Below are 23,649 nucleotides of genomic sequence, written 5' to 3'. Positions count from 1 at the left end.
CCAAGCTTGTGGATTGCGCAATCTGAGCTGAGTGATTACTCCTGTTAACGATGGTCCCGCGAATGCGGGGCTTTTTTTTGAGAAACTTGCCGAACTTTCAGGGGCTGTGGACCCTCTGAGTGAGCCTCTTGATTGCCATCGCTTAGAACCCTCCGAAGCGAAGGCACACTTCCAGTGCTCCAAGTCCGAACAGGAAAGTGCCACCAAGAAACACCAATTCTTTTGGACTCTTGGCCATGGATCGGCGGGCAAAGCCCGGAAAAAACGTTGATCCAAATCTAAGGGAAACCTGAAGGCAGAGCATTTCGAAAGGTTGCCGTTTGAGCGTGCGCATGCCCCATGTTGCACAGCTTCATGAAATAGGCGTCATAAACCTGCTGATTCTTGGCGTCGCTTTACGCATCTAAATAGTTCTCAGAAGAAATAATCTCTGGTCACTTCGTCTTGGCTGGGGTCCCTGGCGGCAAGCTGACTGCTCAACGACTTTGAGGCTTTCAGGAAAGCTCTCTGATCGGTGCCTCTGCGCCAAGCCCCTTCTCTGCACAGAGCGGACGCATCCAGGTCGGATCTGCAGGAAGAGCAGACCGAAAAAAGCGAGAAGACAAGTCTTGTTTGCGTGGCAAAAAGGAGCCATGTATCAGTACGACACGCACGTTCTCACCGATGGGCGTCTGATGGCTGAGGACATAAGGCTGTTGTCGCTGCCGGCACCGATTCCCAGTTGGCCGCCGATTGGATCACCGGTGAAATCGCTGCCCATGTAAAAAGCAATCGGTTGAGTTATGCAGAACTCCCCTCCCTTCCCAATTGGCTGGCCGAGATGGTGATCCTGATTGAAAGCGGCATGATCAGTGATCCAGCTGCGTCATCGTCATTGTTAATGAGCTGTTTGCGGCTCATCACGGTGCGATGGAGGCTTTTCGTGGCAGCAGGACTGATCTGACATGGGCTCATTCGATGCTGGGCCGAAAGCTCAAAGGCTGATCTTGGATGGCAGTGCTATTTAGGGACTTGCTAGCAGTGTTAGTACAAACAATGAAAAAGGGATGTGACGTTGACCAACGCATTGCAAGGCTTAAGTGATTTGATGTGGGTGGAATACTGAGCTGTGCTTGTGCGGATTGGACATTTTGCACCCGTGCAAGCATGCCTCTGGCATTGAGTAATTATGCCAATCTGCTGATAATGAGATAGCGAGTTTATCGAAACAACTGTCGTCGGCGACTGTCCCCCATCGATTACTGTCTCGTCTTTGTGTTTTGAACTCAACGGCTGACGTTGACTCTTGATGAAAGCGGTTGGACGAGATTGTCTTGTTATTCGTTTGAGGCTCGAAGGGGGAAGGCTCGTTCAGTTGTTATTTGATTCCAAGACGGAGCGGCCGTCTGGTGCAATCACCACCACAGTCACCACGCTTGGCTCTGCATCGTTTTGTTCCCAGCCTGGAGGACCACCTGGAATCGTGAATTCAATGCCTTGTGAATCAGAGCGGGTGATGCAGGGGTTGCCCATGGCGCTGGCAAACATGCAAGTGCTAGGGCGGTATTGACTCAGTCCACCATTGAGTGAAACGGCTGTTCCGCGAGCCAAGTTGATTGCCCTTCGGGCAGCCAGTGGGTCAAGTGTTGTGTCCGATGGAGCCTGGAAAGGCTGCCCAGATTCGGATTCATCTTCCCCGTCGTAGGGGGCAACTATGGAACCTGTGCTCGGTGGCACCGTTTCGGGTTCTGATTCGCTCTCGTTGCTGAGGGGTGTCGTGGTTCCGTTGCTGGGAAGACAGCTCACGCTGAGGGTGGTGATGTCGATGTCGCTGATGGCGACCTGTTCGCCGGACTGGCGATCAAAGCATCGATAAGCGTTGGCATCGGCTTTTGGAGTGAAGATGAGTGTGCTGCTAGCGAGGAGAATTAGACCCGCAGCGCTTTGATGGACTATGCGCATGTCTGCATCATCAATGAGTTTGCGTTTGATTCGGAAAGAACTTATGGCGATGGAAGGGGTTGATCTCGCCGTGACACGAGGCTTTGTTGGTTTGTTATTTCAGCATCTTGGAGGCCCTGCTTGCCTTTTTGATGTGGAGAGTAGGGCAGAAGTTTTGCATCTACGTGGAAGGTGTGGCGGGAATGATTCGAGGATCAGCGGAAGAGATCGTTAAGCCCCTGAACTAAGAGATCGCCAATGTGCTTGCCGAGGGCTTCACCGATTTGTGAGGCTGTGGAAGCTTCAGGATTGGTTTCATCTTCATAAACGTCTTCATCTTCGTAGGCAATGTCTTCGTTCCCAACGTCTTCGTTTCCAATGTCTTCGTCTGCAATGTCGATGTCAGAGTCAGCATCCTGGTCGAAATCTTCACCTGTACCGGTGTGATCAACAATGATGTCATCGTCCTCTGAATCGATGCCGGAATCCTCGGTGAGGGTTGTGCCTGGAACTGGCAGGCAGCTGATGGCCATGCTGGTCATGTCGACGGCACTGCGGGCAACCAGTTTTTCAGTGCTGCGCTCAAAGCAGTCAAAAGCAATGGTCATGGCGTTGAGCTCTTGCGGCTGAACAGACAGAAGCGCAGCGGAGGAGAGGGTGAGAGAGGAGAGGATGGAGAGTGAGCGGTTCATGGTGGCGAGGGTGTGGGGAGAGAAGTGGAAGTGCTGTGTGTCCCACCGATAAACCCAAGATCTCTGAGAGTGGGAGATGGGTTGATGAGCTGTGTCATGGGTGGTTGTGATGTTGATCACAGGCAAGAAAAAACCCCGCAGCGGGCGGGGTTTTGGGGAGGTGTGAGCTGGCTGTCGTTAGCTAAATCTGGCCCCGTTGTGCCGCTGCCGTTACCGCGCCAGCTCACTGAAAGCTGGCTCCCTAGCAATCAGGAGTGTTGCTGATGGAACCTGGATTTTGTGTGGGAGACCATGAGGTGTTGAAACCAGGGTTGCCGCCGACTTTGACCAGACCGTTGCTTGTGATGCGCAGTTTGAGGGAGCCTGTGCTGCGATTGCAGTAGTTTTTCCAGCTGGCATTAATGATGTTGCCCTGGATGTTACCGGTGATCAGATTGAAGGGCTTGCCATTGAGGAAGCCTTTCATTTGGAATGAATTGCCGCTGCGTTGTACGGAATAGACGCCTTTGTTATTGCCTCTGAACCAGCCGTTGAGGTTGACCTGCGGTTGTGGGCTGGGGCTCGTTGGCCCGGACCCGATGCGCGTTAGCCGATATTGCAGTGCTTTGGGTACGTTGCCGCCCATGGTCGCTGCATTGGCGTAAAGCATGTTGTTGGAGCGCTGGATCACCCATTGCTGATTGGAGAGTGATTGAAGCTGCAGGATGTTGCCGACTCTGTTGGCGCGGAACAGACGGTTTCTGCTGGCAGTGTTGCAGCCACGCATCAGTTTCAGTGCGTTCTGAGAGTTCACACTCACCCAACGATTGGGATCTTGCGTACTTCGCAGGGCATAGGTACCTCCGTTGAGACCATCGCGATTGCCCAGGTCATAGATGTCGAATGTTTCCCAGCTGGTGCTGCCGCCCACTCTGTTGCTTTTGGCGCCGACATAGGCACCGGAACCAATGCCGGCCCGCACGTATTTATTGTTGAGTTCCGATTTCAAGGTGTAGCGGCCCAGCAGCATTCCGCTGTCGCATCGGGTGGCTGCCTGGGCGGAGAGAGCGGTGATTGTATTGATGCCGCTTAAACCAGCTGCTGCTGCGAAGCTCAGGGCGAGGGATTTGGTGGCGAAATGCATTGGTCGAAAGGTGAGGATTAGGAGTTCTCTTAGAGAGAGGCGGTGATAGATCACCGATGAGCCCAGGATCTCCGTGATCACATGCAGAGTTGTTGTCGCAGCTCTCATCCTTTTGTGATGTTGGTCACAGCCAACAGGTTTGGCAATTCACGTGAAAGGAGACTTTTCGAGCTGGTAAGTGGTTCAAGGCCAGTTGACGCTTAAAGACATCGTCACAACAACCGTTGGACGTATTCTTTGCACTGCTTCACATCGATACTGTTGTCGATGAGTTGATCGGTAGGTTTCCCTTTTCGCTCCATGGTTCCTTGGGCGTCCATGCGAACTGGTGCTTCCGCTTCATAAGGCCGATTCCGTGTCTGGACGCCTTCAAGCTGTTGCTCTGGCTGGCAATGAATAATCCAGATTTCTATACATAGGTCCGTAAAGTCAGCTTCGAAGACAAGCAGAATCATCAATTTCACAACTTCCGAGTTAGCATGCCTGGCGAGTGATTCGTTAAATCGTCAACGAACTAGTGGATGGATTAGGTGTCTCGAAGGAAAGATGCACGATTCGTGGCATGGTTTAAGCATGTGTATAGAGTGTTGAGGAACTGCTCTTAGAGCCCTCCTGTGACTCCATGAATCGTCGCAATGACTGGCACTAATGGATGCTTTCTCTGGCCTTGGCAGGTTTTTAAATTGCGTGCTGAGAATGCTTTGAGCGGTTGGCTCTAGTTAATCAGCTGTGATAATCAGATGAATCCAGCTCTTCTTTAAAAGCTGCTGATGGCAGCTAAGGTCAGCGATGTTGATAGCTGCAGGTCTTGGCTATAGCTCGGGATTGAGCGAATTGGAAGCGGTGTGGTGTCTGAGAACGAGTCGGTTCGGATGGTGACTTGATTGGTTGAATGAGAGAAATTGAGGAATTGTTTGTTGGATGGGAGTTGGTCATGGTGATCATTGATTCTTTTGGAGGCTGGCATAATCTTCTGTTGCTTTTTGAGATCTGTTGTGATCAACCTCACAGATCTGTTTGATTGGTCTCACATCCTGGGCGTTAGTAGGGCCATATGGTTGAAACATTGAGGGACTTGGTCAATCCTCAATCAATCTTTCTCTATTATCATGTTCAACATTAAACGCGCCAGTCAATGTGCACTTGCTGCTTCGCTGATGGTGCCAGTCTGGGGTGGATCTCTATCTTCAGTCCGCTCCCAAAGCTTGCCTCAACGTTTTCAGCCTCAACCCTCAATCGATAATTTAGGGCCAAGGATTCGTGATGACCTACGGGATCCGTTTGGTCAATGTGATATCCGGCTGTCCTGGAGGATTACAACTCCGACCAGTTCCTTTAGGTATCGTTCAGTGGGCGGGTCTTCCGGGTCGGTAAGAGCGCCCGGTACATATACATCCAGTCAGATCATTCGCGCTTACCCGGTCTATAAAAACGTAGGTAAAGGAAATTGTAAATCGTTTTCCAATAAAATTCAAATTCGGCGGACGGTTGATGCCGCTTATTCCGGAACATTCGATCGTAATGTCGTTATTTGCCGAGGGTCTGGTCCCCTTAATTCCCTGCGTCCCGGTGAGACATGCAATGAAGATGGAGTGAAGCTGGCATCTCCTGCGGCTTGTCCGGTTGGAGGGGGTGAATTTTTTGCTCAGGCGGCCCGCATGAATTGGGATCGAAATCAGCGTAATAATACATATAAGGTTGTATTTACAACACAACGCGGTAGAAGGCCCTGCCCTCAGGCATCCTGATTGCACTGTTATCTAATCCCCATGCTTATTCCGGGTTCGGTGCTAGTCGCTATCCATATCTAGGCAAACTTTTTCATGGCCCCGCTGCGAGTGGGGTTTTTTTATTGCCTTGCTGGCCCTGTCGGCAGCATCACAGCACCCATTCATTGCAGCGATGGAGAGTGCATTCCGCTGACTCTGTTTTTAATCAGGCGGCCCTCGAGGATTACCTTTAGAGGCTTTCCCTCATCAAGGATGATGGAATTCAAAGGGTCCTCTTTGACGAGCACCACGCCGCCCCGAAGGTTGGTGTTGAGGTCCACCAACGTCCCCCATTCAACAACCTCCCAGAGCGAAAGGTTGGATGTGTTCGGGTGAGTGAGTTGAAACCACTTTTGGAATTGCATTAGACCGCGAGGCATAGAAACCTCGACGAAATTGGCGCCTTCAAGCATCGGAATATTGAAATCCCAAGCAGCATCCCGATCGATCATCTCTCTAACCAGAGTTCGGGAATGTCAGTCCCTGACCTAGGGCGGCAATGCCGAAGCTGCTTTGATCTGCGATGGGACAAGGTTGTCTCGGGGATACTGGGAAAAGGGCTGGCCACTGTTGGACGTGTGGCCGTAGCGGGCTCAGTGGACCTGACGACCGCATCACGCAGGTCGAAACCTTCACCTACCAACGTCTGTAGTGCGGTGATCAGCTGAACTCTCTCAGGAACGGTGTCAGCGTCCCAGGCGATTGGCAGCGTCTCGGTGTTGGCGGGGGGTGTCTCCCTTGCCGGATCGAACGCTCAGGAAGACCTTGCACCTCATGTTTTGGACAGACGAGGCTTTAGGGCAGCTGCTGCGCATTCTTGTGATCGATTGGGCCGTGGCAGCCATGAAAGTGAGAGCAAAGGCAAAAATGCGCTCAAAGAAAAAACCCAGTTACAGCGGAAAACTCCAGCCGTAAGTGGGTTTGAGTCTTAAGCCGATGACCTGACTTGAACAGGCGACCCACGCTTTACGAAAGAGGCTCCGAGCCCAGTTGTTGCAAGGAGATTTTAGTCAGGAACTGGATTTCTGCTCTTACCCTTTTGCAGACCTGTTTCAGGTTTCTGCAGCAATTTGCAGTCCGGGCTGATTTGTTTGTTTGAAGATGTCCAGGTCATCCTCATCCAGACGGTCCAGCACCATTGCCAACATCAGCCGTTTGCTGGTCGATGACATGAGCGTAAGCAACAAACGCTGCATGACCGCCTCTCACTCGGGTTCGCTTGCGGCCATTGCATTCAGAAATGGTCCTTCGATGTGTTCCAGATCAGCCAACCCCTGCAGACATGTCAGTTCGAACCGCGGGCTGGTGGCTTCAGGCATGAACAACTAATTACAGGAGTTACTTTGCCCAGCATCAGCAAGGTGGTTTCGTCATCGTTGCGTTATGCAAGGCTAGGGATGCCTGCTGGTCAGTACTTAGCGGGCCGTCGCTTCTCGGGCAGCAGAGTGGTAGATAATCAATTGATCAGGCATTCTCCAGGCATGAAGGTCATCGCCCTATTCCTGCTGGCTCTTGCCGTCAGCCTCCCTGCTCATGCAGACCCGGATAAACAGGCTCGAAAGAAAGCTCTCAGGGCACTCTGCCCAATCGCACTGAAGGCAGGTGGCGGCTGGCGTGATGACAACCTCAATGCCGCTATTGCGACAATTGATTCCGGGCAAAACTGGCTAGATCCCGGGCAAATCTGGTCAAAAAACGCTTTGGCAACGGCCTACAAGCTTTGTAATTACGGCGGCTATATGCGTTGACCAAATGCTCAGCAGGCATTCTGAGTTTCACCTTGTACAGAGCTGATGAGCCGGACTTCACTGATCCCAATCAAAGACCGGCCGTTGATTGACCTCCTTGTCCCGAAGAGTCGTCTGCATTGACTTTTCCACGCGCAGATGGGTTAGCTCTGCGGGCCTCGGATGACATGCCAACCGCACAAGCGCAGTGGGTCGTCGTGGAGACAAGGCCATTACGCAGCAGGGGGCAGCCCGTCATCAGAAGGATGCTCAGGCCCAACGCGATTGAGGGATGGGAGACAATGCAGAAGTCTGGCGGCTGGAAGCGGTGTCAGCCCGGGTGGTGACTTTGGCCCTGATAGGGGACTTGTCCCGGATCAATTCAAACGAGGCTTGAGTCAGCCGAATACTCCAACGTGAAGCCAGCCTCCTGCCTGAGAGCAGTTGCTATTACAGCTGCGCTATCAGCGCTTCAACCAGCAATCGCTGAGAACCTGGCGATTCGCTGAAATTGGCGCCTTCAAGCATCGGAATATTGAAACCCCAAGCATCATCCCGATCGATCATCTCTCTAACCAGAGTTCGGGAATGTCAGTCCCTGACCTAGGGCGGCAATGCCGAAGCTGCTTTGATCTGCGATGGGACAAGGTTGTCTCGGGGATACTGGGAAAAGGGCTGGCCACTGTTGGACGTGTGGCCGTAGCGGGCTCAGTGGACCTGACGACCGCATCACGCAGGTCGAAACCTTCACCTACCAACGTCTGTAGTGCGGTGATCAGCTGAACTCTCTCAGGAACGGTGTCAGCGGCCCAGGCGATTGGCAGCGTCTCGGTGTTGGCGGGGGGTGTCTCCCTTGCCGGATCGAACGCTCAGGAAGACCTTGCACCTCATGTTTTGGACAGACGAGGCTTTAGGGCAGCTGCTGCGCATTCTTGTGATCGATTGGGCCGTGGCAGCCATGAAGGTGAGAGCAAAGGCAAAAATGCGCTCAAAGAAAAAACCCAGTTACAGCGGAAAACTCCAGCCGTAAGTGGGTTTGAGTCTTAAGCCGATGACCTGACTTGAACAGGCGACCCACGCTTTACGAAGGCGTCCCCGAGCCCAGTCATTGCAAGGGTTTTCTAGTCAGGGGCTGGATTTCTGCTCTCACCCGCAAGTGCCTGCAATCCGCTGCAAGCAGGGTTTGACGAAAAAGTGAGAGCACTGCTCTCACCCTTTTGCAGACCTGTTTCAGGCTTCTGCAGCACTTTGCAGTCCGGGGTGATTTGTCGGTTTGAAGCTGCCCAGGTCACCTGCATCCACCCGGTCCAGCACCATTGCCAACATCACCCGTTTGCTGGTCGATGCCATGTGAGCCAGCAACAAACGCAGCATGACCGCCGCTCCCTCGGGGTCGCTTGCGGTCAGTGCATTCAGAAATGGCCCTTCGATTCGTTCCAGATCAGCCAACCCCTGCAGACACGTCAGTTCGACTTTCGGGCTGGTGGTTTCTGGCATGAACAACTGATTGCAGGTTCCAGTTTGCCCAGCATTCGCAAGGCCGTTTCGCCATCGTGGCGTCATGCCGAACAAGGACCGCCCACAGGTTGAACGGCACCCACCAAAGAATGGTGTCGGCTGGTTGCTGAATGATCAGCAGGGGAAGGTCTGCAGCTTCACCAACGCCAATCCGACTTCTCATGCCCAGTGGGTCATCGTCGAGCCCAGGCCATTACGCGGCGGTGGTCAGCCAGTGATTCGCAGGATGCTGCGCCACAACGCCATCGAAGCCTTGGAAACCATGCAGAAGTCAGGTGGTTGGAAGCGGTGTCAGCCCAGGTGGTGACACCGTTCAATCGGGGTTCACAGAATCGGTGCGTTTGGGCAAAGCCCCCGATTGCAACCACAGCCATGCCCATCAGCGCATCCCTCAGAGCAGAAAGCTTTGCCGTTGCGCATCACAGCTTTTGTGACCTCGATTCGGCACTGACACTCGGGGTCAAAGCATTGGCATTTGACGAAAGTCGAATTCATGATTCACTCCTAGAGTGATGCCTTCGGTCTATGCCCGATGGGTGTTCCCTGGAAGTGAGCCAACCGCCCTTTGAAGTTCGGTTTTAGGAACTTCGACCGGGTGATCCCGTTCAATCCGGGTGGCAGGCATGACGACTTGTCCGGCAGGAGCTGTTGACGGACTCATCGTCACGTGACCGCAAGAACTCAGAGGATGCGATCACATTTTGATGTTGATCATTGCGGCAGCGTCGTTTGGTGTTGTCGCTGACCTGATCGTCACCTTGGTGTCGCTTGCGGACATCCACTCGACTTTTGATCCTGTTCACCCACGTGGCTGATATGACGATCTGCCCGGCGGAAATGGCGGTGTCACCGGGCTCGTCATCACGCGGCCTCCCCTCACAAAGCAGCCGCGCCGTGATGTTGGCCATTTCACCAGTGCTGTTGTGGTGTCGCTTGCGCTGATCTGATCGACATTTGAGCGCAGTAATTATTAGTTAAAGACAATTCACCGTCGCTGAGAGGGTGGTGAAGGCGCATCCCCCAAGCGAGCGATTCACTGTCCAGCTGGACCCGGACAGCGCGGGCAGCGAAAGCCGTTACGGATATCCGCTTTACATTCTGCAATGAGCCGCTTAACATTTGTTCATCAGCAGAAAGTTCATGTTCGGCACCACCGACCTCCTAGTTCTGATCGTCAGTTTTGGCGCTGCTTGCTTCACGCTCAGCCTTTACAAGGCAGCTGGGCTCAGTGATCGGCTGACTGTCCAGGTTGAGACGGAAAGTTCGGATTAAATCTCTGCGAGAGTCTTTCCACTCCAGAAGAGGTCAAAGACCATCGACAGTCTCGTAATTCTGTCCATCAGCACTGTTTTCTTGGCGCTGATGGCGATCAGCTCGCAGCTCTACAGCCGCGAGGCCGAAGGCTGAAAGTTCCCGCATGCAGGAAGCTCACCAGACCGAAACCCAAAGTGAGGGGATGCTCGCCTAAGTATTTATAACTACGACGTATCTGTTCGCCGTTCTGCACTGTTAGCTCGTCTGAGGACGGGAAAGTTGAAGACGCGTCGATCTGAGGAGGGTGGGGCCCTCCTCTTTTTTTATCTGTCCATTGCAGTTTTGTCATCGAAACCCCCCGATCAGGTGATGCGCCCACCCCTGGCCTCCGGGGATGGTGGACTCATCAGCTACGAATCGATGAACCCTCGGGAAGAGATCAACACAAAGGCATGGGGACTCTGGATTTCGCCTCGCGAAGAGGACATCCAAAACCAGAAACAACACATCAACACCCGCACTGAAAGCAGTTCGAGCAAGGGCCACAGCAACGTGACGCTGGGGAAGTTCACCGCCGAGGTGACCATGGGCGCGGATCTCTACGCGGAATGGGCCAAAGACGGGAAATTCAACATGCCCGCCGCTGAATACGTGATCAACTAAGAGCCAAGGACGCTGTTCCAACATCCAACCAGGCAGAGCTTCAACCACTCTTTGATAAAGAGTTGGAAGCTGCTGCTGGGGGAAGGTACCTCGGCAATCTGGATCGACCACTCGATCGCTGTCTCTCACCTCTGGGAAGATGTTTGTAAAAACTAAACGCAGGCCTCTCAACAAGTGAGACAAATTACGCCCCGCCAAGTGCGGGGTTTTTTATTGGCAGTCGAAGAGAACAATTGCGATGACAGGCGCAACCAAGCAAAGCCCGGCATCATGCGTGGACTGACGCCTGATCCAATACAGCATTCCTTTCGCCTGTCGTTATCGCTGAGCGGTGTTGCTGCAATGGCACTCGCCAATACTCCTCTTCAGCCAGTAGCTGCTCAAGAGGCAGGTAGCGCAGAGGATCTCGGTGATGTGATGGGCATCAGCCTCAAGGATGTGGTCAAGCCCACCTTTGGCTTCCAAGGCGCTCTACAAGGAGCAGGAACACCGAATCAAGCAGGTATTGGCGGGTTCTTTCCAATTGCTGTTGGCGAGAACAGTGTGTTCTTTGCTGATGTGCTGCTCAATGCCAACTTCGCTGACCGTGAGGGCGACAGCAACATAATCGATACCGATGTCGCTGGTGGAACAGTGTCCACCTCAACGCGTGTTGGTTACCGCTGGCTGAATGGCGACCGCAGCTGGATGTATGGCCTCAATGCTGGCTACGACAGCCGCACTATTGAATCAGGCAACGCCGATACCAGTATCCCCGTCTTTGATAAGCAAACGATCTTTTTCAATCAGATCGCCATTAACGCAGAAGCGGTGTCCAACAGCTGGACCTTTAATGGCTATGGGCTGATCCCCTTCGGGGATATTGAGCAAAAGCTAAATAGTCACTATGACGCTGGTGCACTGAACACCTACAGCCTAGATGTTGGCTATTTCATTAGTCCACAACTTCATGCCCCTGCTGGTTATTACTACCAACACCGTGATCAAGAAGAGGTTGATGGCTCTGGTGTGCGTGGACGCTTGGCTTATGAAATGACCAGTGGAGTCACAGCAGGGGTAAACATTTCCTACGACGAAGCATTCGACACAAGAGTTTCTGCTGATCTCAGCATTCGTTTTGGTGGTCCCAGCACAACAGCATCTAAGAAGAAAAAGTGGGAAGCACCGACGCTTAATGCGTTATCAGTATCACCAAAAAATCGAGATGTACGTGTGCACGACCGACCGGGGAAGGGAGGTTGTACGGAATTCGGCTGCGGTGAATGGGCACTACTATAGTGGGACACTAGATGTCAAGTTCAACTCCCAAATCCCCTGCATTGACAGGGGATTTTTATTGCATCAATAATGTCAATAATCCCATAAACAAGACTTCATTGCCTGACACGATTGAGCGCAGTAAGTATTAATCAAAGACACTTCAAAGCATCGTTGCTATGACTGCTTAAAAGACCTGCTAACCGTGTCAGAAGAACAACTCAAAGCGTTCATAGAAAAGGTCAAAGCAGACACCAGTCTTCAGGAGCAGCTCAAAGCAGCCGCTGATGTTGACGCAGCTCTTGCAATTGCGAAAGAGGCTGGGTTTATGCTTTCAGCTGATGACATTCGGACCAAGATTTCAGATGATGAGCTGGAAGGGGCGGCTGGAGGTGGGACCAATCCATGTATCAATAATAGTCAACAGTGGAAATGTGTAAAATACAACAGTGGACAGTAAGAAGGCTTCGTGTGTGTTAGTTGAGACGATCATAGAAGTATACTCATAAGAACCCCTGCCACCACAGGGTTTTTATTTCTTCAATCACGCCAAACAGCCCACAAATCAGCCTTCAATACCTGGCACCATTGAGCGCAGTAATTATTAACCAAAGACACTGCTGCAGACCGTTGCTATATCTACTGAATAGACCTGCTACTCATGTCAGAAGAGCAACTCAAAGCCTTCCTTGAAAAAGTCAAGGGCGACACCAACCTTCAGGAGAAGCTCAAAGCAGCTGCTGATTCAGACGCAGTTCTTGCGATTGCCAAGGAAGCAGGTTTCAGTATTTCTGCTGATGACCTGACTAAGGCTCAATCCGAACTTTCAGAAGAAGAGCTTGAAGGCGCGGCTGGGGGTGGTGGATGTGTGAACAATACTTGGACAATATTGACGATTTGTGTGGGGGCAACACTTGCGTGTGATCCTAAGTGCAAGTGATATATAAATAGTGATCTTGATCACTCAAACATCCCGCAAAATTAAGGGTTTTCTACTGCTTCAGTAACCTGACTAATCATATAAATCAGCCTCAAACAACTGGCATGATTGAGCGCAGTAATTGTTCGCCAAAGACTTTGCTGCAGAGCGTTGCTATAATTAATCAACAGACCTGATACCCATGTCAGAAGAACAGCTCAAAGCGTTCCTAGAAAAAGTCGAAGGCGACACCAGCCTTCAGGAGAAGCTCAAAGCTGCATCGAATCCTGATGCAGTTCTTGCAATTGCGAAAGAGTCTGGGTTTAGTATTTCCGATGACGACTTAAAGAACACTCAATCAATGATGATTTCTGAAAAAGAACTGGAAGGCGCGGCTGGGGGTAGTGACGACTGTCGGTTGAGTGTTCCTATCTCTGAGTGCTATGTGTCGGTTGTACGATGCGAATGAGAATCTTAGAAAATTGATGAATCTTACACCCACAAAAGTCCCTGCAACCTTAGAAGCTTTTTACCCCTTCAATCACCCCTAACAGCCCTAAGATAATCCTTCAATACCTGCCACGATTAAGCGCAGTAAGTATTAACCAAAGCCTCTGCAGCAAACAAGTGCTATGACTGCTTAACAAGCACGTTACCCATGTCCCTAGAACAACTCAAAGCTTTCCTCGAAAAAGTCAAAGCAGACACCAGTCTTCAAGCCAAGCTAAAAGCGGCAAAATCACCTGAAGACGTTGTGGGCATCGCTAAAGAACACGGCCACGAATTCACTGCTGATAAGATTACTGAACTCAGTGAAGAGGAACTAGAAGGTGTGGCTGGTGGCGGTGACTGTACTGAAATCACATTCGGAAGGTGATGGAGCAAGTAGCCTGATTTCCCCCTCGGCTTCAAAACCTACACACTCAAAACCTCTTGATTGACAGGGGCCTCTTATTGCTTCAATAGCCCAAGTAATCCCATAAATCAGCCATCAATGCTTGGCACGATTGAGCGCAGTTGAGCAGAGATAAATAAAACTGATTTTTTGAATGGGGTTGTGATTTGGGATATTGCAGCCCACATGAAAATGACACCAAAGCAGATTCAATTATTGAATCGAGCTTGCAAGATGGCAGGCATTGATTCAAGCAAGATCAGCTCGTCTAATCCATTTGAAAAGAGTGGATCTACTGCGGGGATGTTGCAGGCAGCGATCGCAGAGATTGATCCAGCACAGGCTGCTAGGTGGCGCGTTGCTGCTGGTGGAAGTTTGAGTGTGGCGACGATGGCGGAGCTGCACACCGGAGAGGAGCTGAGTGCTGCGGCGCAGGCTGATCTCTGGAACCACGATCCTGAGTTCGTTGCTGAGTTTCGGCAGCAGCGAGAGAAGAGCCTCGAGGCACAGCTGAAGGCAATGGAAGACGGCGCCAATCAGAAGCGCTTCCAGAACGCTGTGGTTCGTGCTGGTGGTGATGAGCGCCAGGCAAAGCGGCTGATTGCTGCAGAGGACGCAGAGAACGAGCGAACCAACAGCAACGTCAGGGAGTGATGAGCTGATGGTTGAAGCAACCAAGGCTGAACAGGCGGCTTACAACGCGAGCGTTGCCAGGTCTAAGAAGCAGGTCGCCAGAGATCGTGATGCTGCTGATGCGTTGAAGGATGCACAGGCGGGTGCTGTTGATCGCGCTCGTAGAAGAGCCCTGGGCGAAGTGGAGGCACCTGCTGAACTTGCAGCTCGGCACTCCAGCTGCTGCAGCACCAAAGCCCAGCGTTCGGTTTATTCAGGGTGTTGATGGTCAGCGCTACCCCGAGGAATTTTTCGATCTCTCCCCAGCAGATCAGAAGCGATGTAAGGAGTTGATGGCGGAGCGTCAGCAGCAGACCGCTGATGAAAACACTCTTGCCACCGTTGCCAATGGTGTTTTGGATGCACTGGAGTTAGAGCGCAAGGCACGGAAGGTGCTGGAGGGCCAGGTGGCCACATTGCTGACGCTGGTGGAAGCGCAGCAGCGGCGGATGGATCAGATGGATCTGCAGGTGCAGGCCGATAAATCCACCGCGTTACTTGAGCAGGAGGCGGCGATTGGGCAGCAGGTCACCAACTTTTCAGCGATCAGGGCAGAGGCCGGGCAGGAGGCTGAACAGCATCAGCGAGAGCGTGAGCAGGCTGCAGCGGATCACCGTGACCAGCTCGAAGCACAGGCGACCGCCATTGATGCGCTGTCGGGATCGGTGAAGAGCACCACGCTGTTGATGCAGGAGCGGGGCAACGCAGTGGAGTCGCAGGTGGCTGCGATGGAACCACGGGTGCAGAAGCTCGACGTTTCCATTCAGGAGCTGGAGGGCAAAACCGATGCCTGGACTGATCCGATCACCAGAGCAGAGGTCAACACCATGGCGATTGAAGCGGTTGCAGAGCAGTGGAGAGCACAGCTGCCAGCGCTGGTGGATGCAGTTGCTGAAGAGCTGCAGATCAAGTTCCCGAATGGTGTTCATGCCGGGCGGATGGACATTGAATATGTGCGCCGCCAGAAGGCTGATGCAGCACGGCTAGCTGATCAGCAGCAGGGGATCAGCTGATGGCTGATCAAAAGGCAAGCTGTCGTTCGGCCTGCTGCGCTGCAGCAGATTCCGCGTGATGCCGATCCAATGCAAGAGGTCTGCATTCCTGCTTGTGATGCGGTGCTGCTGTCGCGGTCAGTGCTGAGAGGGCTGCGCTGACTGATGAAACCAAAGCGCCGGCGACCACCACCGCCGAAAGCAAGGGCTCAAGCTGAAGCGGAAATTCTGGAGCGTGGCCGCTGGAGCCAGCTTCGAGCAAACGAAAAGTTCCACTCAATTGAGGAGAACGCTGCTGCGCGTGAACGATGCCGGCAGCTCCTCACCGGCGGAGCCGGCGCGGTGGATTGGCTGGATCTGTCTGGACAGAAATGATTACCAACTAGGCGGGCATCGCTTCCACCCGCCTGATTTCTGCATCGTTTCCCAGGCTTCGATGGCGTTGTGCGTAAGCAAGCGCCTGTAGGACTGAGGAACAGATTGGCTGGCCTGATTTCGCAATGGACACAGGCGACATCATGTATTGACCTGCTTCCGTTCGATGCTGCCTTCGCTATCATCTACGGAATTGGTCATTTGTTTAAGCGTTATCTCGCTTTTGACTGCTTGCTCAAATGACGGCATTGCGTTGTCGAATCGCGTTGTTGATCGAGAAGCGGGTTTGATAGAGCTGGTCACCATGGATCAGGCGCCTGAAATGGATGAAGAATTAATCAATTTTGATCGTTTATAAAAGTAAATTTTGTGAAAAATATTTGATAGCTATATGTGCTTTGGAATACAGGCGAGACGCGCTGCAGGTTTTCGAGAAAGGTTCGGTTTTACGCATTCATTCAACGACACAAGTTGCTTAGGGTTTTCGCACCAGTCTTTTCAGAATGAACACCACCGATCTGCTCGTTCTATTCATCAGCTTTGCAACTGCTTGTTTAGCTCTCAACATCTACAAGATTAATCGAACCGCTAAGCAATGACAGAAAACATCACAGTCTTGTTTCTCGTAAGCTTCTCTTCTGGAGTACTTGCTTTGAGTATTTACAGGCTCAATCGAACTTCTGAGCAGTAATCCGCTGACAACCATTTTCCTGGTACATTCTGAATGGAGATCCACACCGCCCACGCCGAACCAATTGGTGAGTTCATTCGTGACGGAAAACACAAGCCATTTCGCGCTTTAGCTTGCCCAATTGGTCCCAGCTGCAGACTTGCCGGTCAAACAATACAAATCAAAGAAAAGATTCTGCGCTGAACTAGATACGACAATCCCACCCACGGCTGTCTGCTCTGATTCATGGATTATTCAAGTCACTTATTAGTGGTGATGATGGCGGAGGAGGGACGGGCAAACCCCTCCTCCTTTTCTTGACCTCACCAAGCAACGTGCTTTATCTGTTGAATACTTTCACGTGGATTGCGGTGTTCTTTGGTATCACCAAAAGCGATAAATAAAACAACAAAAGAAACTCCCGCATAAGGCAGAGGTTCCTGGAACTCTGCGTGAATGTTTCCTTGTTTTCACCATGACCAATTGAGCATGAGCTGTTGGATTCGCGTTGATGAAGCTGCAGACACTTCCTTCCCAATCATTTATCAACCAGCCGACACCGTTCTTTGGTGGGTGCCGTTCAACCTGTGGGCGGTCCTTATTCGGCATCGGTGAAGTCTGGAGAAATCGCCTGCCCACCAAGCGAAAGACCGACTGTTCGACAAGCAGTTGGTCGATCCACAAGAAAACTGGATACAGCTTGCCTTCTGTATCCAGAAACGTCCATTTCAGGGTCGCCCCCAATCGACCCCAGGCATTAAAAAGCCAGTCATAGCCCTGAAACCCCTTGCTACGACTGGGCTCAATTACTGCCTTCTAAGCAGTCGGTCGATGGTTCGAATCCATCAGGGGGCGTCAGTCACAGCACGGCTTCTCAGCCGTCCTCACACGCCACACCGTATGGGCGGTGCACGGAAGATTGGCGATGGGGTTCAAAAAGGCGGAATCCCGTTTAAGCCTTCGGAAGGCGCAGATGACCGAGGAAGCGGGCCTGGCCAGGTTGCGCACGATGTTGTGGGCGACCGATCGCGATGAGAGCCAGCCGTGGCTGAAGGCGAGCCGGCGGTGCAGGGCGTTTTGGGAGCTGACACCGTTGTTGGCGAGGGACACCAAGAAGCGGGAGATGTTGGATCCCACTGCGATCACTCACAGCATTAATACGTGGCGGTATGCGGTGAACTACTGCCAGAAGCCTTATGCGGTGGGCCGTGGGCCGAAGGTGTGGTGATGGATGTTGTCATTAAGGGTGAGCGTGCAGTTGTTGGCGATTGTGTGCTGCTGAGTTGTGGCGATAGCGAGCGGATTATGAGGGTGCGTGATGTGGATGGATGTCAGATCAGGCTTGATGGAGTGGTGAAGAGTGTGGAGCGTGATTGGTGCAAGGTTTTAGTTCAGGCTGAGGAAAAAGGACGGATTACTTATTCGTTGATGCACACAAGGCTGAGGGATGTGGAGTTAACAGAGAGGGTGCATGTATGGAGCAAGGTAAATGCGAAGCAGATTGATCGAGTGAGGCGATATGGAAATGACGAGTGTGAGTTTTGGGCACCATTAGAGGAAAGCAGTTTTTAGGGGCTACCCAAACGGGGGAGTCAGGCGGGTGGAAGCGTTGTCAGCCCAGGTGGTGACAAAGGTTTAACCCATTCACAAGAAGCTCAGCAGAACCTCATGAGGTCTCCATCAGAGCTGTGTAGTGGGGTTCACCAGAAGGGCTGTGATCTTGAAGGAGTCGAGGGGGCAACACCCCACACATTCACTCCTTAAAGCCATGTCAATCAAGTCACTCTTCGTCTACACCCTTTTCCTCACGCTGGGCATTGGCTCTGTCACGAATGCCAAAGCTCTGTTGATCGAGCAGGGACCTCAACCTCAGGAGGCCGCTCAAATCGCGAAGTCCTATCGCCCTGGTGGCGTACAGCACAGGCGCTATCGAATGAGACCCAGTTTCAGAGGCCCTCGGAATGACTGGCGATGGATGTACAGAACCAGTTACAGCAATGCGCCCAACCAATGGGGACGCTGGACTGCCTGATGCGGATTCACCACCCGGATCAATCCGGGGCAGTTGGATAAAGATCTGGACAGGTTGCAAGAAGACCTTTCGCTATTGCCACACCAAAACCTTGCTCGCCAGCTGACAAGGCATATGCGGTGAACTCAGGTCCATAGCCTTGCTTGAGCACGTAATCCACCGACTCTGTTCCCACCTCACCGACTTGACCTTTCTCCGCGGTGAGCTCACACATCTTGTCGATCAGCAGTTCGAACCACGCCTCGGTCGGATAGGCAGCAACTGGATTGAAGAAAGCACCCATAGCCAACAGCAGTGCAGGCAGAACATTGGATATGTTTTTCATCTCGGTTCTGAAGTGGATTGTTTGGCTGCCACGCTGGCTCTCCATTAGCACGGAAACTAATCGTCTCCCTGGGTGTTGGCATCACCCGGATCAATCCGGGTCAGCGTGGATCGACCGGCACCAACTTGGCCTTAGTCGGTACCGGGAAGGACGTGCGTCACCAGATCAGCGTTGACCCAGCGGATCACGCCTGAATCCACATCGGCGATCTGAAACAGGTTGTGCATGGAGGGATCACGGGCAGCACCACCGCAGTGGATCACCTGCCCCATCCACCAATCCTTGTCGGCCTTCTCTCCGGTCAGAAGGTCGTGGCGCACGATCACCCTCATGCCTGGAACCACGCTCAGGAAGATCGGCTGTTCTGAGGGGTCCTGTTGGTTGTAGATCCCGTGGTCGACTGACACTCTCTCACTGCTAGTGCACCAGTACTAGCCACAAAACAGAAGGTCTGCCCCAAGTTTTTTTGGCAAGACCAAGCCTGATGGTGCCCTGAGTGCGGGTGACGTTGATGCCGGTCATTGCTAAGTCTTCCGCACTAGCCAGTCACCCATGTCCTTAGAACAGCTCAAAGCCTTCCTGGAGAAGGTCAAAGGCGACACCACTCTTCAGGAGAAGCTCAAAGCAGCTGCGGACGTTGATGCAGTGGTAGCAATTGCCAAAGAGGTGGGATTTATGATTTCTGCTGAGGACTTGAAGAATGCTCAGTCAGTAGAACTTTCAGAGGTAGAACTGGAGAACGTTGCTGGGGGTGGCACTGGTTCAGGTGATTATTATAAATATGGCACTAATTGCCAATCTTGTGGCTGCGACTTAAACAAATAAACACCCCACTTTTAAGCAATAATCCTCAATCCCAAAAAAGCCAGAAACTCTTTTTATTTCTTAAATCACACCAAATAGCCCCACAAATCAGCCTCCAACACCTGCCACGATTGAGCGCAGTAATGATTAGCCAAAGACACTGCAGCAGACCGTTGCTATGACTGCTGAACAGACCTGACATCCATGTCCCTAGAACAACTCAAGACATTTCTCTCCAAAGTCAAAGGCGATTCCAATCTTCAGGAGCAAATAAATACAGCCAAATCATCCAAGGATGTACTTGCTATTGCAAAAGAATATGGCCACGACTTTAATGCAGATCACTGCAGCGAACTCACCAAATCTGATCTGGAAGCTATTTCTGGCGGCAACAAAGACTTGGAAAAAATATTGGGAAAAGCAGGGTGCATGCCGTGGAATGGCTCATGAAAACCAAACACATCATCCAATACCTGGCAAGATTGAGCGCAATAATTATCAACTAAAGACTCTGCAGCAGACCGTTGCTAAAACTGCTGAACAGACCTGATACCCATGTCAGAAGAGCAACTCAAAGCTTTCCTTGAACAAGTCAAAGCTGACACCAGCCTTCAGGAGAAGCTCAAAGCAGCAGCCGATTCAGATGCGGTTCTTACCATTGCCAAGGAGGCTGGATTTAGTATTTCTGCTGACGATTTGAAGAACGCTCAATCAGACATTTCAGATGAGGAACTGGAAGGCGCTGCTGGGGGGACATACTGCTGTTTAATGTCATATTTTTATGTGTACTCCTCGTGGTGCTGAATTTATTGTATGCACTCATTGTTAATTGCGTAGATGTATATGAGTTTACTCATCAAAGCCCCTGTCGCCGTTGGGGGTTTTTACTTCTTCAATCTCGCCAATAAGCTCATAAATCTCCCCCGATACCTGCAACGATTGAGTGCTGTAAGTATTAGCCAAAGACGCTGCTGCAGGCCGTTGCTATAACCATTCAAGACTCCCGACAACCATGTCAGAAGAACAACTCAAAGCCTTCCTAGAAAAGGTCAAAGGCGACAACACGCTTCAGGAAAGCTCAAAGCAGCTGCTGATTCAGACGTAGTTCTTGCGATTGCGAAAGAAGCAGGTTTTATGATTTCTGCCGATGATTTGAAAAACGCTCAATTAGAGATTTCTGCGGAAGAGCTGGAAAGTGCGGCTGGTGGCGGGGGTGTCGCCTGGTCAGCTGAGTGTTCTAAGGAGTGTACTATTCGGATTGAGGGTCGGGTAATTATTCGGTGCTGATCTGTCTGATGTCCTTGCTGGTAAATTGATGTCACAGCCTGACCAGGCTTACACACTCAAACCCCCTGCACTGACAGGGGTTTTTTATTGTAAATCACCCCTAAAAGCTCATCAATCAGCCTTCAATACCTGGCACGATTGAGCGCAGTTGATCAGAGATCAGGCAGGCAGATACGTTACTTACCTAAACGGTGAAAAGTTTCTGAGCCATTCACCAGAAGCTCACAAGAACCTCGCAGAGTCTGCATCTTCTCCAGCGAGACCAGACTTCCTAAATTCAACTTCACCCTCACTCGAACCATGGGGCTGACAATCATTGGTTGTGGATATCTCGGCGAGGCCGTGGCGCGTCAGCTACAACCGCGCCGACCGGCACTCCCATTGACCTTGACCACAACCGTGACCGAACGGCATGCAGAGCTGACCGATCTCGCCGATCAGCTGATGCTCTGCGACGCCACCGACCCTGCACAGCTGCTGGCGGCATTGCAGCACAAGCGCACGGCTGTGTTCTGTCTTGCCCCCAGAGGAAATCGACAAGTGAATGCTGATGGCTACCGCGTGACATTCGTTGACAGTTTTCGCTGCCTGAGATCCCTGCTGCCTGATCTGCCTCACCTGCACCAGATCATCTACACCGGCAGCTGTTCGGTGTATGGCGACGCCGACGGTGACTGGGTAGATGAATCGACAGCTCCTGCTACTGGAACTGAGCATGGTGCGGTCTTGCTAGAGAGCGAACGGTTAATCACCGAGATGGGAGACAGCAAACGACAGGTGTGCATCCTCAGACTCGCCGCCCTATATGGACCAGGACGTGAGCTGGATGATCGACTCAAAGGGCTGGCCGGCAAGGAGCGCACTGGAGACGGAAGCTTTTTCAGCAACTGGGTACATGTGCATGACGCAGCCGGTGCCTTGATCGCTGCCATGGATGGTGCCTGGAGCGGCGTTGTGAATGTGGTGAACGACGAACCGATCCGGATGCGCGATCTGGTGGACCGCAGTCTGAAGCGCCAACAACTGGACGCGGTGCACTGGAGCGGCGGGCCAGCACCGGTCTCGGGTAACGGACGCCGCATCTGTAACGACAGGCTCAAGGCCCTTGGCTATCGGCTTCAGCACCCGATGCTGGACTGAGAAAAACCAACTGCTCTAAAGGCAGTTGGCCGAACCACCGAAAAACTGGAGCCACTGCCTGAGATGGCTCCAGTAATGCCCTTTTCAGGGTCACCCCCAATCGACCCCAGGCATTAAAAACCCAGCCATAGCCTTGAAAACCCCTGCTACGACTGGGCTGAAAATTGCCTTCTAAGCAGTCGGTCGATGGTTCGAATCCATCAGGGGGCGTTAGTCACAGCAGGGGTTCTCGGGGAGTCCGGGAACCCTTTTTTTTAATGCCGAAAGGCGAATATGGACAAAATACTGAAATCCTGACTGCAACTTTTCCTTTCGCCTTCGAGCCAAAAACATCATCAGTCCGGAACTAGAGCGCTTCTTTCCTATGGTCGCTGGCAGCAAAGATTTGCAGCAGCAACTGACATGCACCAAAGAGGTTGCCGATGCCGCACAACTTGCGCAAGACCTGGGATTTCAAATCACAGACGCTGAAGTGATGCTGGCTCAAGCGAATCGGATTATCTCCATGCCGATCAGGGACCAAGAACAAATAGCCCAGGGGTATCAGGCTGAATTCGTTGCACAATGGCGTCAAGGTGGACAGGGCTACCTCAATGCCACAGGGCACAGGGCACAGGGCACAGGTTGATGAATATGATGGATCAGTTGCAACAGCTCCCGGATTGTCAAATCACGCGATTATTAAAGCCCCACCCGATCAGCACTGGCAAAACAGTGGCCGACGTTGCCAGTCGATTCGGTATTGATTACTGCGAACTTCTTGTCTTTTTGGCTCAGCAGATTTTGACTCTCAATGACAAGCAGCTGGCCGTCATGGCCTCAGGGAAGAAAGGAGGAGCTCCCCTGTAGCACTGGTGAGATCCAGGCCAATCGTCTTCCTGTTGTTCTCTTTTGACTATGACCTTGGCTCTGCATCCATAGATCCCCCCACCACGAACGGGGGTTTTTATTTCCTGCTCTAAAGGAGGGAGGGAGCTGTTAATAGATTGCGACTGAGTTCTGAGCCATTCACAAGATGCTCACCAGAACCTATTGGGGTCTGCACCAGAGCTGTGCAGTGGGGCTCACCAGAAGGGCTGTGAACTTGAAGGAGTCCGGGGGAAAACTCCCCCACACATCACACACTTAAGGCTGACTTCTCATGATTAACAAGTTTCTTTCCACAGTCGCTGTTCTTGGTGCAACGACACTCTCCACAGCTATTCCCGCAATGGCTCACATGCAGCCCACTCAGGAAAACCATGCCAACTATGCAGGCTATTGGCTATTGATTCAGACCTACACCACTGCTCCCAGCCACACGCTTGAGCCCACGGCAGCTGAACCTGAGGGTGCTGTCGACCTAGCTCATCAGAAACGGGTGCTGGATGCTTTTGGCCTTACACGGGAGACCATGGATAAAGCGCCTCTCGCCACCAAGCTTGAGTTGATCAAGCAGAACAATTTCTCCTTCGTTGAAGCAGAAGCAACCGGTTCTGAGGTACTTCCAATGCCCTCTCTACAAGTCTGTGAAGCTGCTGGAAAGGAGGCTGTTAACAAGCTGACAGTCCCATCTTTCATGACAACAGCCCGTTACACTTGCCTGCCAGGGCGATGATGATTTGTCAACAACACA

At 52.0% G+C, this 23,649-nt stretch carries 37 protein-coding genes and 2 pseudogenes; 24 read left to right on the top strand and 15 right to left on the bottom strand.

Features of this window, described 5'->3' with window-relative positions; translation table 11 throughout:
* The first annotated feature begins 608 nt into the window (after positions 1-608).
* A complete protein-coding gene (locus SynBIOSE41_RS18205; protein ID WP_255475821.1) occupies positions 609-764 on the top strand; it encodes a hypothetical protein in 156 nt (51 codons plus the stop codon).
* Positions 722-943 carry a hypothetical protein gene (locus SynBIOSE41_RS18200; protein ID WP_255475820.1) on the top strand — a complete coding sequence of 74 codons (222 nt, stop codon included), beginning with the start codon at positions 722-724 and terminating at the stop codon, positions 941-943. Before SynBIOSE41_RS18205 ends, SynBIOSE41_RS18200 begins: the two co-directional genes overlap by 43 nt.
* Before the next feature lie 407 nt (positions 944-1,350).
* On the opposite strand, the gene SynBIOSE41_RS15070 is transcribed toward SynBIOSE41_RS18200, so the two are convergent.
* The 7 genes and pseudogenes from SynBIOSE41_RS15070 to SynBIOSE41_RS15040 all read right to left on the bottom strand — a co-directional run bounded on the left by SynBIOSE41_RS15070 (position 1,351) and on the right by SynBIOSE41_RS15040 (position 6,700).
* Positions 1,351-1,941, bottom strand: coding sequence for a hypothetical protein (locus SynBIOSE41_RS15070; protein ID WP_255475819.1), 591 nt, complete (start codon positions 1,939-1,941; stop codon positions 1,351-1,353).
* 194 nt (positions 1,942-2,135) lie between these two features.
* Entirely contained in the window at positions 2,136-2,612 is a 477-nt protein-coding gene (locus SynBIOSE41_RS15065; protein ID WP_186538687.1) for a hypothetical protein, read from the bottom strand.
* A 241-nt stretch (positions 2,613-2,853) separates the two neighbouring features.
* Positions 2,854-3,843 (bottom strand): hypothetical protein, encoded by a 990-nt coding sequence (locus tag SynBIOSE41_RS15060; RefSeq protein WP_255475818.1) that lies wholly within the window; start codon positions 3,841-3,843, stop codon positions 2,854-2,856.
* A gap of 104 nt (positions 3,844-3,947) precedes the next feature.
* Positions 3,948-4,223 (bottom strand): annotated as a pseudogene (locus tag SynBIOSE41_RS15055) (dephospho-CoA kinase); the annotation flags it as partial.
* Positions 4,224-5,626: 1,403 nt separating this feature from the next.
* On the bottom strand, positions 5,627-5,956 hold the full coding sequence (locus SynBIOSE41_RS15050) for a hypothetical protein (protein WP_186538683.1): 330 nt from the start codon (positions 5,954-5,956) through the stop codon (positions 5,627-5,629).
* A gap of 234 nt (positions 5,957-6,190) precedes the next feature.
* A complete protein-coding gene (locus SynBIOSE41_RS15045; protein ID WP_186538676.1) occupies positions 6,191-6,349 on the bottom strand; it encodes a hypothetical protein in 159 nt (52 codons plus the stop codon).
* A 207-nt stretch (positions 6,350-6,556) separates the two neighbouring features.
* Positions 6,557-6,700 carry a hypothetical protein gene (locus tag SynBIOSE41_RS15040; RefSeq protein ID WP_186538682.1) on the bottom strand — a complete coding sequence of 48 codons (144 nt, stop codon included), beginning with the start codon at positions 6,698-6,700 and terminating at the stop codon, positions 6,557-6,559.
* Between the two features lie 285 nt (positions 6,701-6,985).
* On the opposite strand from SynBIOSE41_RS15040, the gene SynBIOSE41_RS15035 reads away from it, so the two are divergent.
* Positions 6,986-7,252 carry a hypothetical protein gene (locus tag SynBIOSE41_RS15035; RefSeq protein ID WP_186538680.1) on the top strand — a complete coding sequence of 89 codons (267 nt, stop codon included), beginning with the start codon at positions 6,986-6,988 and terminating at the stop codon, positions 7,250-7,252.
* 780 nt (positions 7,253-8,032) lie between these two features.
* Here the strand turns inward: SynBIOSE41_RS15035 and SynBIOSE41_RS15025 are convergent.
* Both SynBIOSE41_RS15025 and SynBIOSE41_RS15020 read right to left on the bottom strand, forming a co-directional pair.
* A complete protein-coding gene (locus tag SynBIOSE41_RS15025) occupies positions 8,033-8,191 on the bottom strand; it encodes a hypothetical protein (protein ID WP_186538676.1) in 159 nt (52 codons plus the stop codon).
* A 270-nt stretch (positions 8,192-8,461) separates the two neighbouring features.
* Entirely contained in the window at positions 8,462-8,728 is a 267-nt protein-coding gene (locus SynBIOSE41_RS15020; RefSeq protein WP_186538675.1) for a hypothetical protein, read from the bottom strand.
* 64 nt (positions 8,729-8,792) lie between these two features.
* Between SynBIOSE41_RS15020 and SynBIOSE41_RS15015 the strand changes: the two genes are divergently transcribed.
* Positions 8,793-9,056: a DUF1651 domain-containing protein gene (locus SynBIOSE41_RS15015; RefSeq protein WP_186538673.1), complete on the top strand. Its 264-nt coding sequence runs from the start codon at positions 8,793-8,795 to the stop codon at positions 9,054-9,056.
* A 17-nt stretch (positions 9,057-9,073) separates the two neighbouring features.
* Here SynBIOSE41_RS15015 and SynBIOSE41_RS15010 read toward each other — a convergent pair whose 3' ends face one another.
* Positions 9,074-9,244 carry a metallothionein gene (locus SynBIOSE41_RS15010; RefSeq protein ID WP_186538671.1) on the bottom strand — a complete coding sequence of 57 codons (171 nt, stop codon included), beginning with the start codon at positions 9,242-9,244 and terminating at the stop codon, positions 9,074-9,076.
* Positions 9,245-9,354: 110 nt separating this feature from the next.
* Positions 9,355-9,657, bottom strand: a complete 303-nt coding sequence (locus SynBIOSE41_RS15005; RefSeq protein ID WP_186538669.1) for a hypothetical protein — start codon at positions 9,655-9,657, stop codon at positions 9,355-9,357.
* A 688-nt stretch (positions 9,658-10,345) separates the two neighbouring features.
* Between SynBIOSE41_RS15005 and SynBIOSE41_RS15000 the strand changes: the two genes are divergently transcribed.
* The 9 genes from SynBIOSE41_RS15000 to SynBIOSE41_RS14960 all read left to right on the top strand — a co-directional run bounded on the left by SynBIOSE41_RS15000 (position 10,346) and on the right by SynBIOSE41_RS14960 (position 15,422).
* Positions 10,346-10,666, top strand: coding sequence for a hypothetical protein (locus SynBIOSE41_RS15000; protein ID WP_186538667.1), 321 nt, complete (start codon positions 10,346-10,348; stop codon positions 10,664-10,666).
* A gap of 270 nt (positions 10,667-10,936) precedes the next feature.
* A complete protein-coding gene (locus tag SynBIOSE41_RS14995) occupies positions 10,937-11,944 on the top strand; it encodes an inverse autotransporter beta domain-containing protein (RefSeq protein ID WP_255475817.1) in 1,008 nt (335 codons plus the stop codon).
* A 184-nt stretch (positions 11,945-12,128) separates the two neighbouring features.
* Positions 12,129-12,383 (top strand): Nif11-like leader peptide family natural product precursor, encoded by a 255-nt coding sequence (locus SynBIOSE41_RS14990; RefSeq protein WP_186538665.1) that lies wholly within the window; start codon positions 12,129-12,131, stop codon positions 12,381-12,383.
* A 201-nt stretch (positions 12,384-12,584) separates the two neighbouring features.
* Positions 12,585-12,863 carry a Nif11-like leader peptide family natural product precursor gene (locus tag SynBIOSE41_RS14985; RefSeq protein ID WP_186538663.1) on the top strand — a complete coding sequence of 93 codons (279 nt, stop codon included), beginning with the start codon at positions 12,585-12,587 and terminating at the stop codon, positions 12,861-12,863.
* 181 nt (positions 12,864-13,044) lie between these two features.
* Complete coding sequence (locus SynBIOSE41_RS14980) at positions 13,045-13,311, top strand: Nif11-like leader peptide family natural product precursor (protein ID WP_186538661.1); 267 nt, start codon at positions 13,045-13,047, stop codon at positions 13,309-13,311.
* Positions 13,312-13,500: 189 nt separating this feature from the next.
* Positions 13,501-13,719, top strand: a complete 219-nt coding sequence (locus tag SynBIOSE41_RS14975; protein ID WP_186538660.1) for a Nif11-like leader peptide family natural product precursor — start codon at positions 13,501-13,503, stop codon at positions 13,717-13,719.
* 252 nt (positions 13,720-13,971) lie between these two features.
* Positions 13,972-14,391, top strand: a complete 420-nt coding sequence (locus tag SynBIOSE41_RS14970; protein WP_186538659.1) for a hypothetical protein — start codon at positions 13,972-13,974, stop codon at positions 14,389-14,391.
* Positions 14,392-14,398: 7 nt separating this feature from the next.
* Positions 14,399-14,635 (top strand): hypothetical protein, encoded by a 237-nt coding sequence (locus tag SynBIOSE41_RS14965; RefSeq protein WP_186538658.1) that lies wholly within the window; start codon positions 14,399-14,401, stop codon positions 14,633-14,635.
* Positions 14,571-15,422, top strand: coding sequence for a hypothetical protein (locus tag SynBIOSE41_RS14960; RefSeq protein ID WP_186538657.1), 852 nt, complete (start codon positions 14,571-14,573; stop codon positions 15,420-15,422). Before SynBIOSE41_RS14965 ends, SynBIOSE41_RS14960 begins: the two co-directional genes overlap by 65 nt.
* A 7-nt stretch (positions 15,423-15,429) precedes the next feature.
* On the opposite strand, the gene SynBIOSE41_RS14955 is transcribed toward SynBIOSE41_RS14960, so the two are convergent.
* Positions 15,430-15,681 carry a hypothetical protein gene (locus SynBIOSE41_RS14955; protein WP_186538656.1) on the bottom strand — a complete coding sequence of 84 codons (252 nt, stop codon included), beginning with the start codon at positions 15,679-15,681 and terminating at the stop codon, positions 15,430-15,432.
* 95 nt (positions 15,682-15,776) lie between these two features.
* Positions 15,777-15,902, bottom strand: coding sequence for a DUF1651 domain-containing protein (locus tag SynBIOSE41_RS14950; RefSeq protein WP_255475816.1), 126 nt, complete (start codon positions 15,900-15,902; stop codon positions 15,777-15,779).
* A 40-nt stretch (positions 15,903-15,942) separates the two neighbouring features.
* On the opposite strand from SynBIOSE41_RS14950, the gene SynBIOSE41_RS17880 reads away from it, so the two are divergent.
* The 4 genes from SynBIOSE41_RS17880 to SynBIOSE41_RS14930 all read left to right on the top strand — a co-directional run bounded on the left by SynBIOSE41_RS17880 (position 15,943) and on the right by SynBIOSE41_RS14930 (position 18,478).
* Positions 15,943-16,134 (top strand): hypothetical protein, encoded by a 192-nt coding sequence (locus tag SynBIOSE41_RS17880; protein ID WP_222930552.1) that lies wholly within the window; start codon positions 15,943-15,945, stop codon positions 16,132-16,134.
* Positions 16,135-17,371: 1,237 nt separating this feature from the next.
* Positions 17,372-17,674, top strand: a complete 303-nt coding sequence (locus SynBIOSE41_RS14940) for a hypothetical protein (protein ID WP_186538653.1) — start codon at positions 17,372-17,374, stop codon at positions 17,672-17,674.
* The gene (locus SynBIOSE41_RS14935) at positions 17,674-18,018 is read left to right on the top strand and encodes a hypothetical protein (RefSeq protein WP_186538651.1); all 345 of its coding nucleotides are present in this window, start codon (positions 17,674-17,676) and stop codon (positions 18,016-18,018) included. Before SynBIOSE41_RS14940 ends, SynBIOSE41_RS14935 begins: the two co-directional genes overlap by 1 nt.
* A 196-nt stretch (positions 18,019-18,214) precedes the next feature.
* The gene (locus tag SynBIOSE41_RS14930) at positions 18,215-18,478 is read left to right on the top strand and encodes a hypothetical protein (protein WP_186538649.1); all 264 of its coding nucleotides are present in this window, start codon (positions 18,215-18,217) and stop codon (positions 18,476-18,478) included.
* A gap of 19 nt (positions 18,479-18,497) precedes the next feature.
* Here the strand turns inward: SynBIOSE41_RS14930 and SynBIOSE41_RS14925 are convergent, their stop codons facing one another.
* Positions 18,498-18,848 (bottom strand): hypothetical protein, encoded by a 351-nt coding sequence (locus SynBIOSE41_RS14925; RefSeq protein ID WP_186538647.1) that lies wholly within the window; start codon positions 18,846-18,848, stop codon positions 18,498-18,500.
* 86 nt (positions 18,849-18,934) lie between these two features.
* Positions 18,935-19,210 carry a DUF3104 domain-containing protein gene (locus SynBIOSE41_RS14920; protein WP_186538645.1) on the bottom strand — a complete coding sequence of 92 codons (276 nt, stop codon included), beginning with the start codon at positions 19,208-19,210 and terminating at the stop codon, positions 18,935-18,937.
* A 145-nt stretch (positions 19,211-19,355) separates the two neighbouring features.
* On the opposite strand from SynBIOSE41_RS14920, the gene SynBIOSE41_RS14915 reads away from it, so the two are divergent.
* From SynBIOSE41_RS14915 to SynBIOSE41_RS14885, 7 genes and pseudogenes are all read left to right on the top strand, one after another.
* A complete protein-coding gene (locus tag SynBIOSE41_RS14915) occupies positions 19,356-19,628 on the top strand; it encodes a Nif11-like leader peptide family natural product precursor (protein WP_186538643.1) in 273 nt (90 codons plus the stop codon).
* 183 nt (positions 19,629-19,811) lie between these two features.
* The gene (locus SynBIOSE41_RS14910; RefSeq protein ID WP_186538641.1) at positions 19,812-20,057 is read left to right on the top strand and encodes a Nif11-like leader peptide family natural product precursor; all 246 of its coding nucleotides are present in this window, start codon (positions 19,812-19,814) and stop codon (positions 20,055-20,057) included.
* Between the two features lie 105 nt (positions 20,058-20,162).
* Positions 20,163-20,411 carry a Nif11-like leader peptide family natural product precursor gene (locus tag SynBIOSE41_RS14905; protein WP_186538639.1) on the top strand — a complete coding sequence of 83 codons (249 nt, stop codon included), beginning with the start codon at positions 20,163-20,165 and terminating at the stop codon, positions 20,409-20,411.
* Positions 20,412-20,619: 208 nt separating this feature from the next.
* Positions 20,620-20,894 (top strand): annotated as a pseudogene (locus SynBIOSE41_RS14900) (Nif11-like leader peptide family natural product precursor).
* A 300-nt stretch (positions 20,895-21,194) separates the two neighbouring features.
* A complete protein-coding gene (locus tag SynBIOSE41_RS14895) occupies positions 21,195-22,034 on the top strand; it encodes an NAD-dependent epimerase/dehydratase family protein (protein ID WP_186538637.1) in 840 nt (279 codons plus the stop codon).
* Positions 22,035-22,365: 331 nt separating this feature from the next.
* The gene (locus SynBIOSE41_RS14890) at positions 22,366-22,662 is read left to right on the top strand and encodes a Nif11-like leader peptide family natural product precursor (protein ID WP_370594242.1); all 297 of its coding nucleotides are present in this window, start codon (positions 22,366-22,368) and stop codon (positions 22,660-22,662) included.
* Between the two features lie 513 nt (positions 22,663-23,175).
* On the top strand, positions 23,176-23,631 hold the full coding sequence (locus SynBIOSE41_RS14885) for a hypothetical protein (protein WP_186538633.1): 456 nt from the start codon (positions 23,176-23,178) through the stop codon (positions 23,629-23,631).
* The last annotated feature ends 18 nt before the right edge of the window (positions 23,632-23,649 follow it).

It is taken from the genome of Synechococcus sp. BIOS-E4-1, from assembly GCF_014279995.1.
GTDB lineage: Bacteria > Cyanobacteriota > Cyanobacteriia > PCC-6307 > Cyanobiaceae > Synechococcus_C.
The sequence above is the reverse complement of the archived record's forward strand: the minus strand, read 5'-3'. Positions and strand labels throughout refer to the sequence as shown.

What these genes read in the sequence shown, in the direction of transcription:
- SynBIOSE41_RS15070 (WP_255475819.1), bottom strand. Translation starts at nt 1,941, where the DNA reads ATGCGCATAGTCCATCAAAGCGCTGCGGGTCTAATTCTCCTCGCTAGC.
- SynBIOSE41_RS15065 (WP_186538687.1), bottom strand. Translation starts at nt 2,612, where the DNA reads ATGAACCGCTCACTCTCCATCCTCTCCTCTCTCACCCTCTCCTCCGCT.
- SynBIOSE41_RS15060 (WP_255475818.1), bottom strand. Translation starts at nt 3,843, where the DNA reads ATGAGAGCTGCGACAACAACTCTGCATGTGATCACGGAGATCCTGGGC.
- SynBIOSE41_RS15050 (WP_186538683.1), bottom strand. Translation starts at nt 5,956, where the DNA reads ATGATCGATCGGGATGCTGCTTGGGATTTCAATATTCCGATGCTTGAA.
- SynBIOSE41_RS15045 (WP_186538676.1), bottom strand. Translation starts at nt 6,349, where the DNA reads ATGGCTGCCACGGCCCAATCGATCACAAGAATGCGCAGCAGCTGCCCT.
- SynBIOSE41_RS15040 (WP_186538682.1), bottom strand. Translation starts at nt 6,700, where the DNA reads ATGCAGCGTTTGTTGCTTACGCTCATGTCATCGACCAGCAAACGGCTG.
- SynBIOSE41_RS15035 (WP_186538680.1), top strand. Translation starts at nt 6,986, where the DNA reads ATGAAGGTCATCGCCCTATTCCTGCTGGCTCTTGCCGTCAGCCTCCCT.
- SynBIOSE41_RS15025 (WP_186538676.1), bottom strand. Translation starts at nt 8,191, where the DNA reads ATGGCTGCCACGGCCCAATCGATCACAAGAATGCGCAGCAGCTGCCCT.
- SynBIOSE41_RS15020 (WP_186538675.1), bottom strand. Translation starts at nt 8,728, where the DNA reads ATGCCAGAAACCACCAGCCCGAAAGTCGAACTGACGTGTCTGCAGGGG.
- SynBIOSE41_RS15015 (WP_186538673.1), top strand. Translation starts at nt 8,793, where the DNA reads ATGCCGAACAAGGACCGCCCACAGGTTGAACGGCACCCACCAAAGAAT.
- SynBIOSE41_RS15010 (WP_186538671.1), bottom strand. Translation starts at nt 9,244, where the DNA reads ATGAATTCGACTTTCGTCAAATGCCAATGCTTTGACCCCGAGTGTCAG.
- SynBIOSE41_RS15005 (WP_186538669.1), bottom strand. Translation starts at nt 9,657, where the DNA reads ATGGCCAACATCACGGCGCGGCTGCTTTGTGAGGGGAGGCCGCGTGAT.
- SynBIOSE41_RS14995 (WP_255475817.1), top strand. Translation starts at nt 10,937, where the DNA reads ATGCGTGGACTGACGCCTGATCCAATACAGCATTCCTTTCGCCTGTCG.
- SynBIOSE41_RS14985 (WP_186538663.1), top strand. Translation starts at nt 12,585, where the DNA reads ATGTCAGAAGAGCAACTCAAAGCCTTCCTTGAAAAAGTCAAGGGCGAC.
- SynBIOSE41_RS14980 (WP_186538661.1), top strand. Translation starts at nt 13,045, where the DNA reads ATGTCAGAAGAACAGCTCAAAGCGTTCCTAGAAAAAGTCGAAGGCGAC.
- SynBIOSE41_RS14975 (WP_186538660.1), top strand. Translation starts at nt 13,501, where the DNA reads ATGTCCCTAGAACAACTCAAAGCTTTCCTCGAAAAAGTCAAAGCAGAC.
- SynBIOSE41_RS14970 (WP_186538659.1), top strand. Translation starts at nt 13,972, where the DNA reads ATGGCAGGCATTGATTCAAGCAAGATCAGCTCGTCTAATCCATTTGAA.
- SynBIOSE41_RS14965 (WP_186538658.1), top strand. Translation starts at nt 14,399, where the DNA reads ATGGTTGAAGCAACCAAGGCTGAACAGGCGGCTTACAACGCGAGCGTT.
- SynBIOSE41_RS17880 (WP_222930552.1), top strand. Translation starts at nt 15,943, where the DNA reads ATGCTGCCTTCGCTATCATCTACGGAATTGGTCATTTGTTTAAGCGTT.
- SynBIOSE41_RS14940 (WP_186538653.1), top strand. Translation starts at nt 17,372, where the DNA reads ATGGGGTTCAAAAAGGCGGAATCCCGTTTAAGCCTTCGGAAGGCGCAG.
- SynBIOSE41_RS14935 (WP_186538651.1), top strand. Translation starts at nt 17,674, where the DNA reads ATGGATGTTGTCATTAAGGGTGAGCGTGCAGTTGTTGGCGATTGTGTG.
- SynBIOSE41_RS14930 (WP_186538649.1), top strand. Translation starts at nt 18,215, where the DNA reads ATGTCAATCAAGTCACTCTTCGTCTACACCCTTTTCCTCACGCTGGGC.
- SynBIOSE41_RS14925 (WP_186538647.1), bottom strand. Translation starts at nt 18,848, where the DNA reads ATGGAGAGCCAGCGTGGCAGCCAAACAATCCACTTCAGAACCGAGATG.
- SynBIOSE41_RS14915 (WP_186538643.1), top strand. Translation starts at nt 19,356, where the DNA reads ATGTCCTTAGAACAGCTCAAAGCCTTCCTGGAGAAGGTCAAAGGCGAC.
- SynBIOSE41_RS14910 (WP_186538641.1), top strand. Translation starts at nt 19,812, where the DNA reads ATGTCCCTAGAACAACTCAAGACATTTCTCTCCAAAGTCAAAGGCGAT.
- SynBIOSE41_RS14905 (WP_186538639.1), top strand. Translation starts at nt 20,163, where the DNA reads ATGTCAGAAGAGCAACTCAAAGCTTTCCTTGAACAAGTCAAAGCTGAC.
- SynBIOSE41_RS14895 (WP_186538637.1), top strand. Translation starts at nt 21,195, where the DNA reads ATGGGGCTGACAATCATTGGTTGTGGATATCTCGGCGAGGCCGTGGCG.
- SynBIOSE41_RS14885 (WP_186538633.1), top strand. Translation starts at nt 23,176, where the DNA reads ATGATTAACAAGTTTCTTTCCACAGTCGCTGTTCTTGGTGCAACGACA.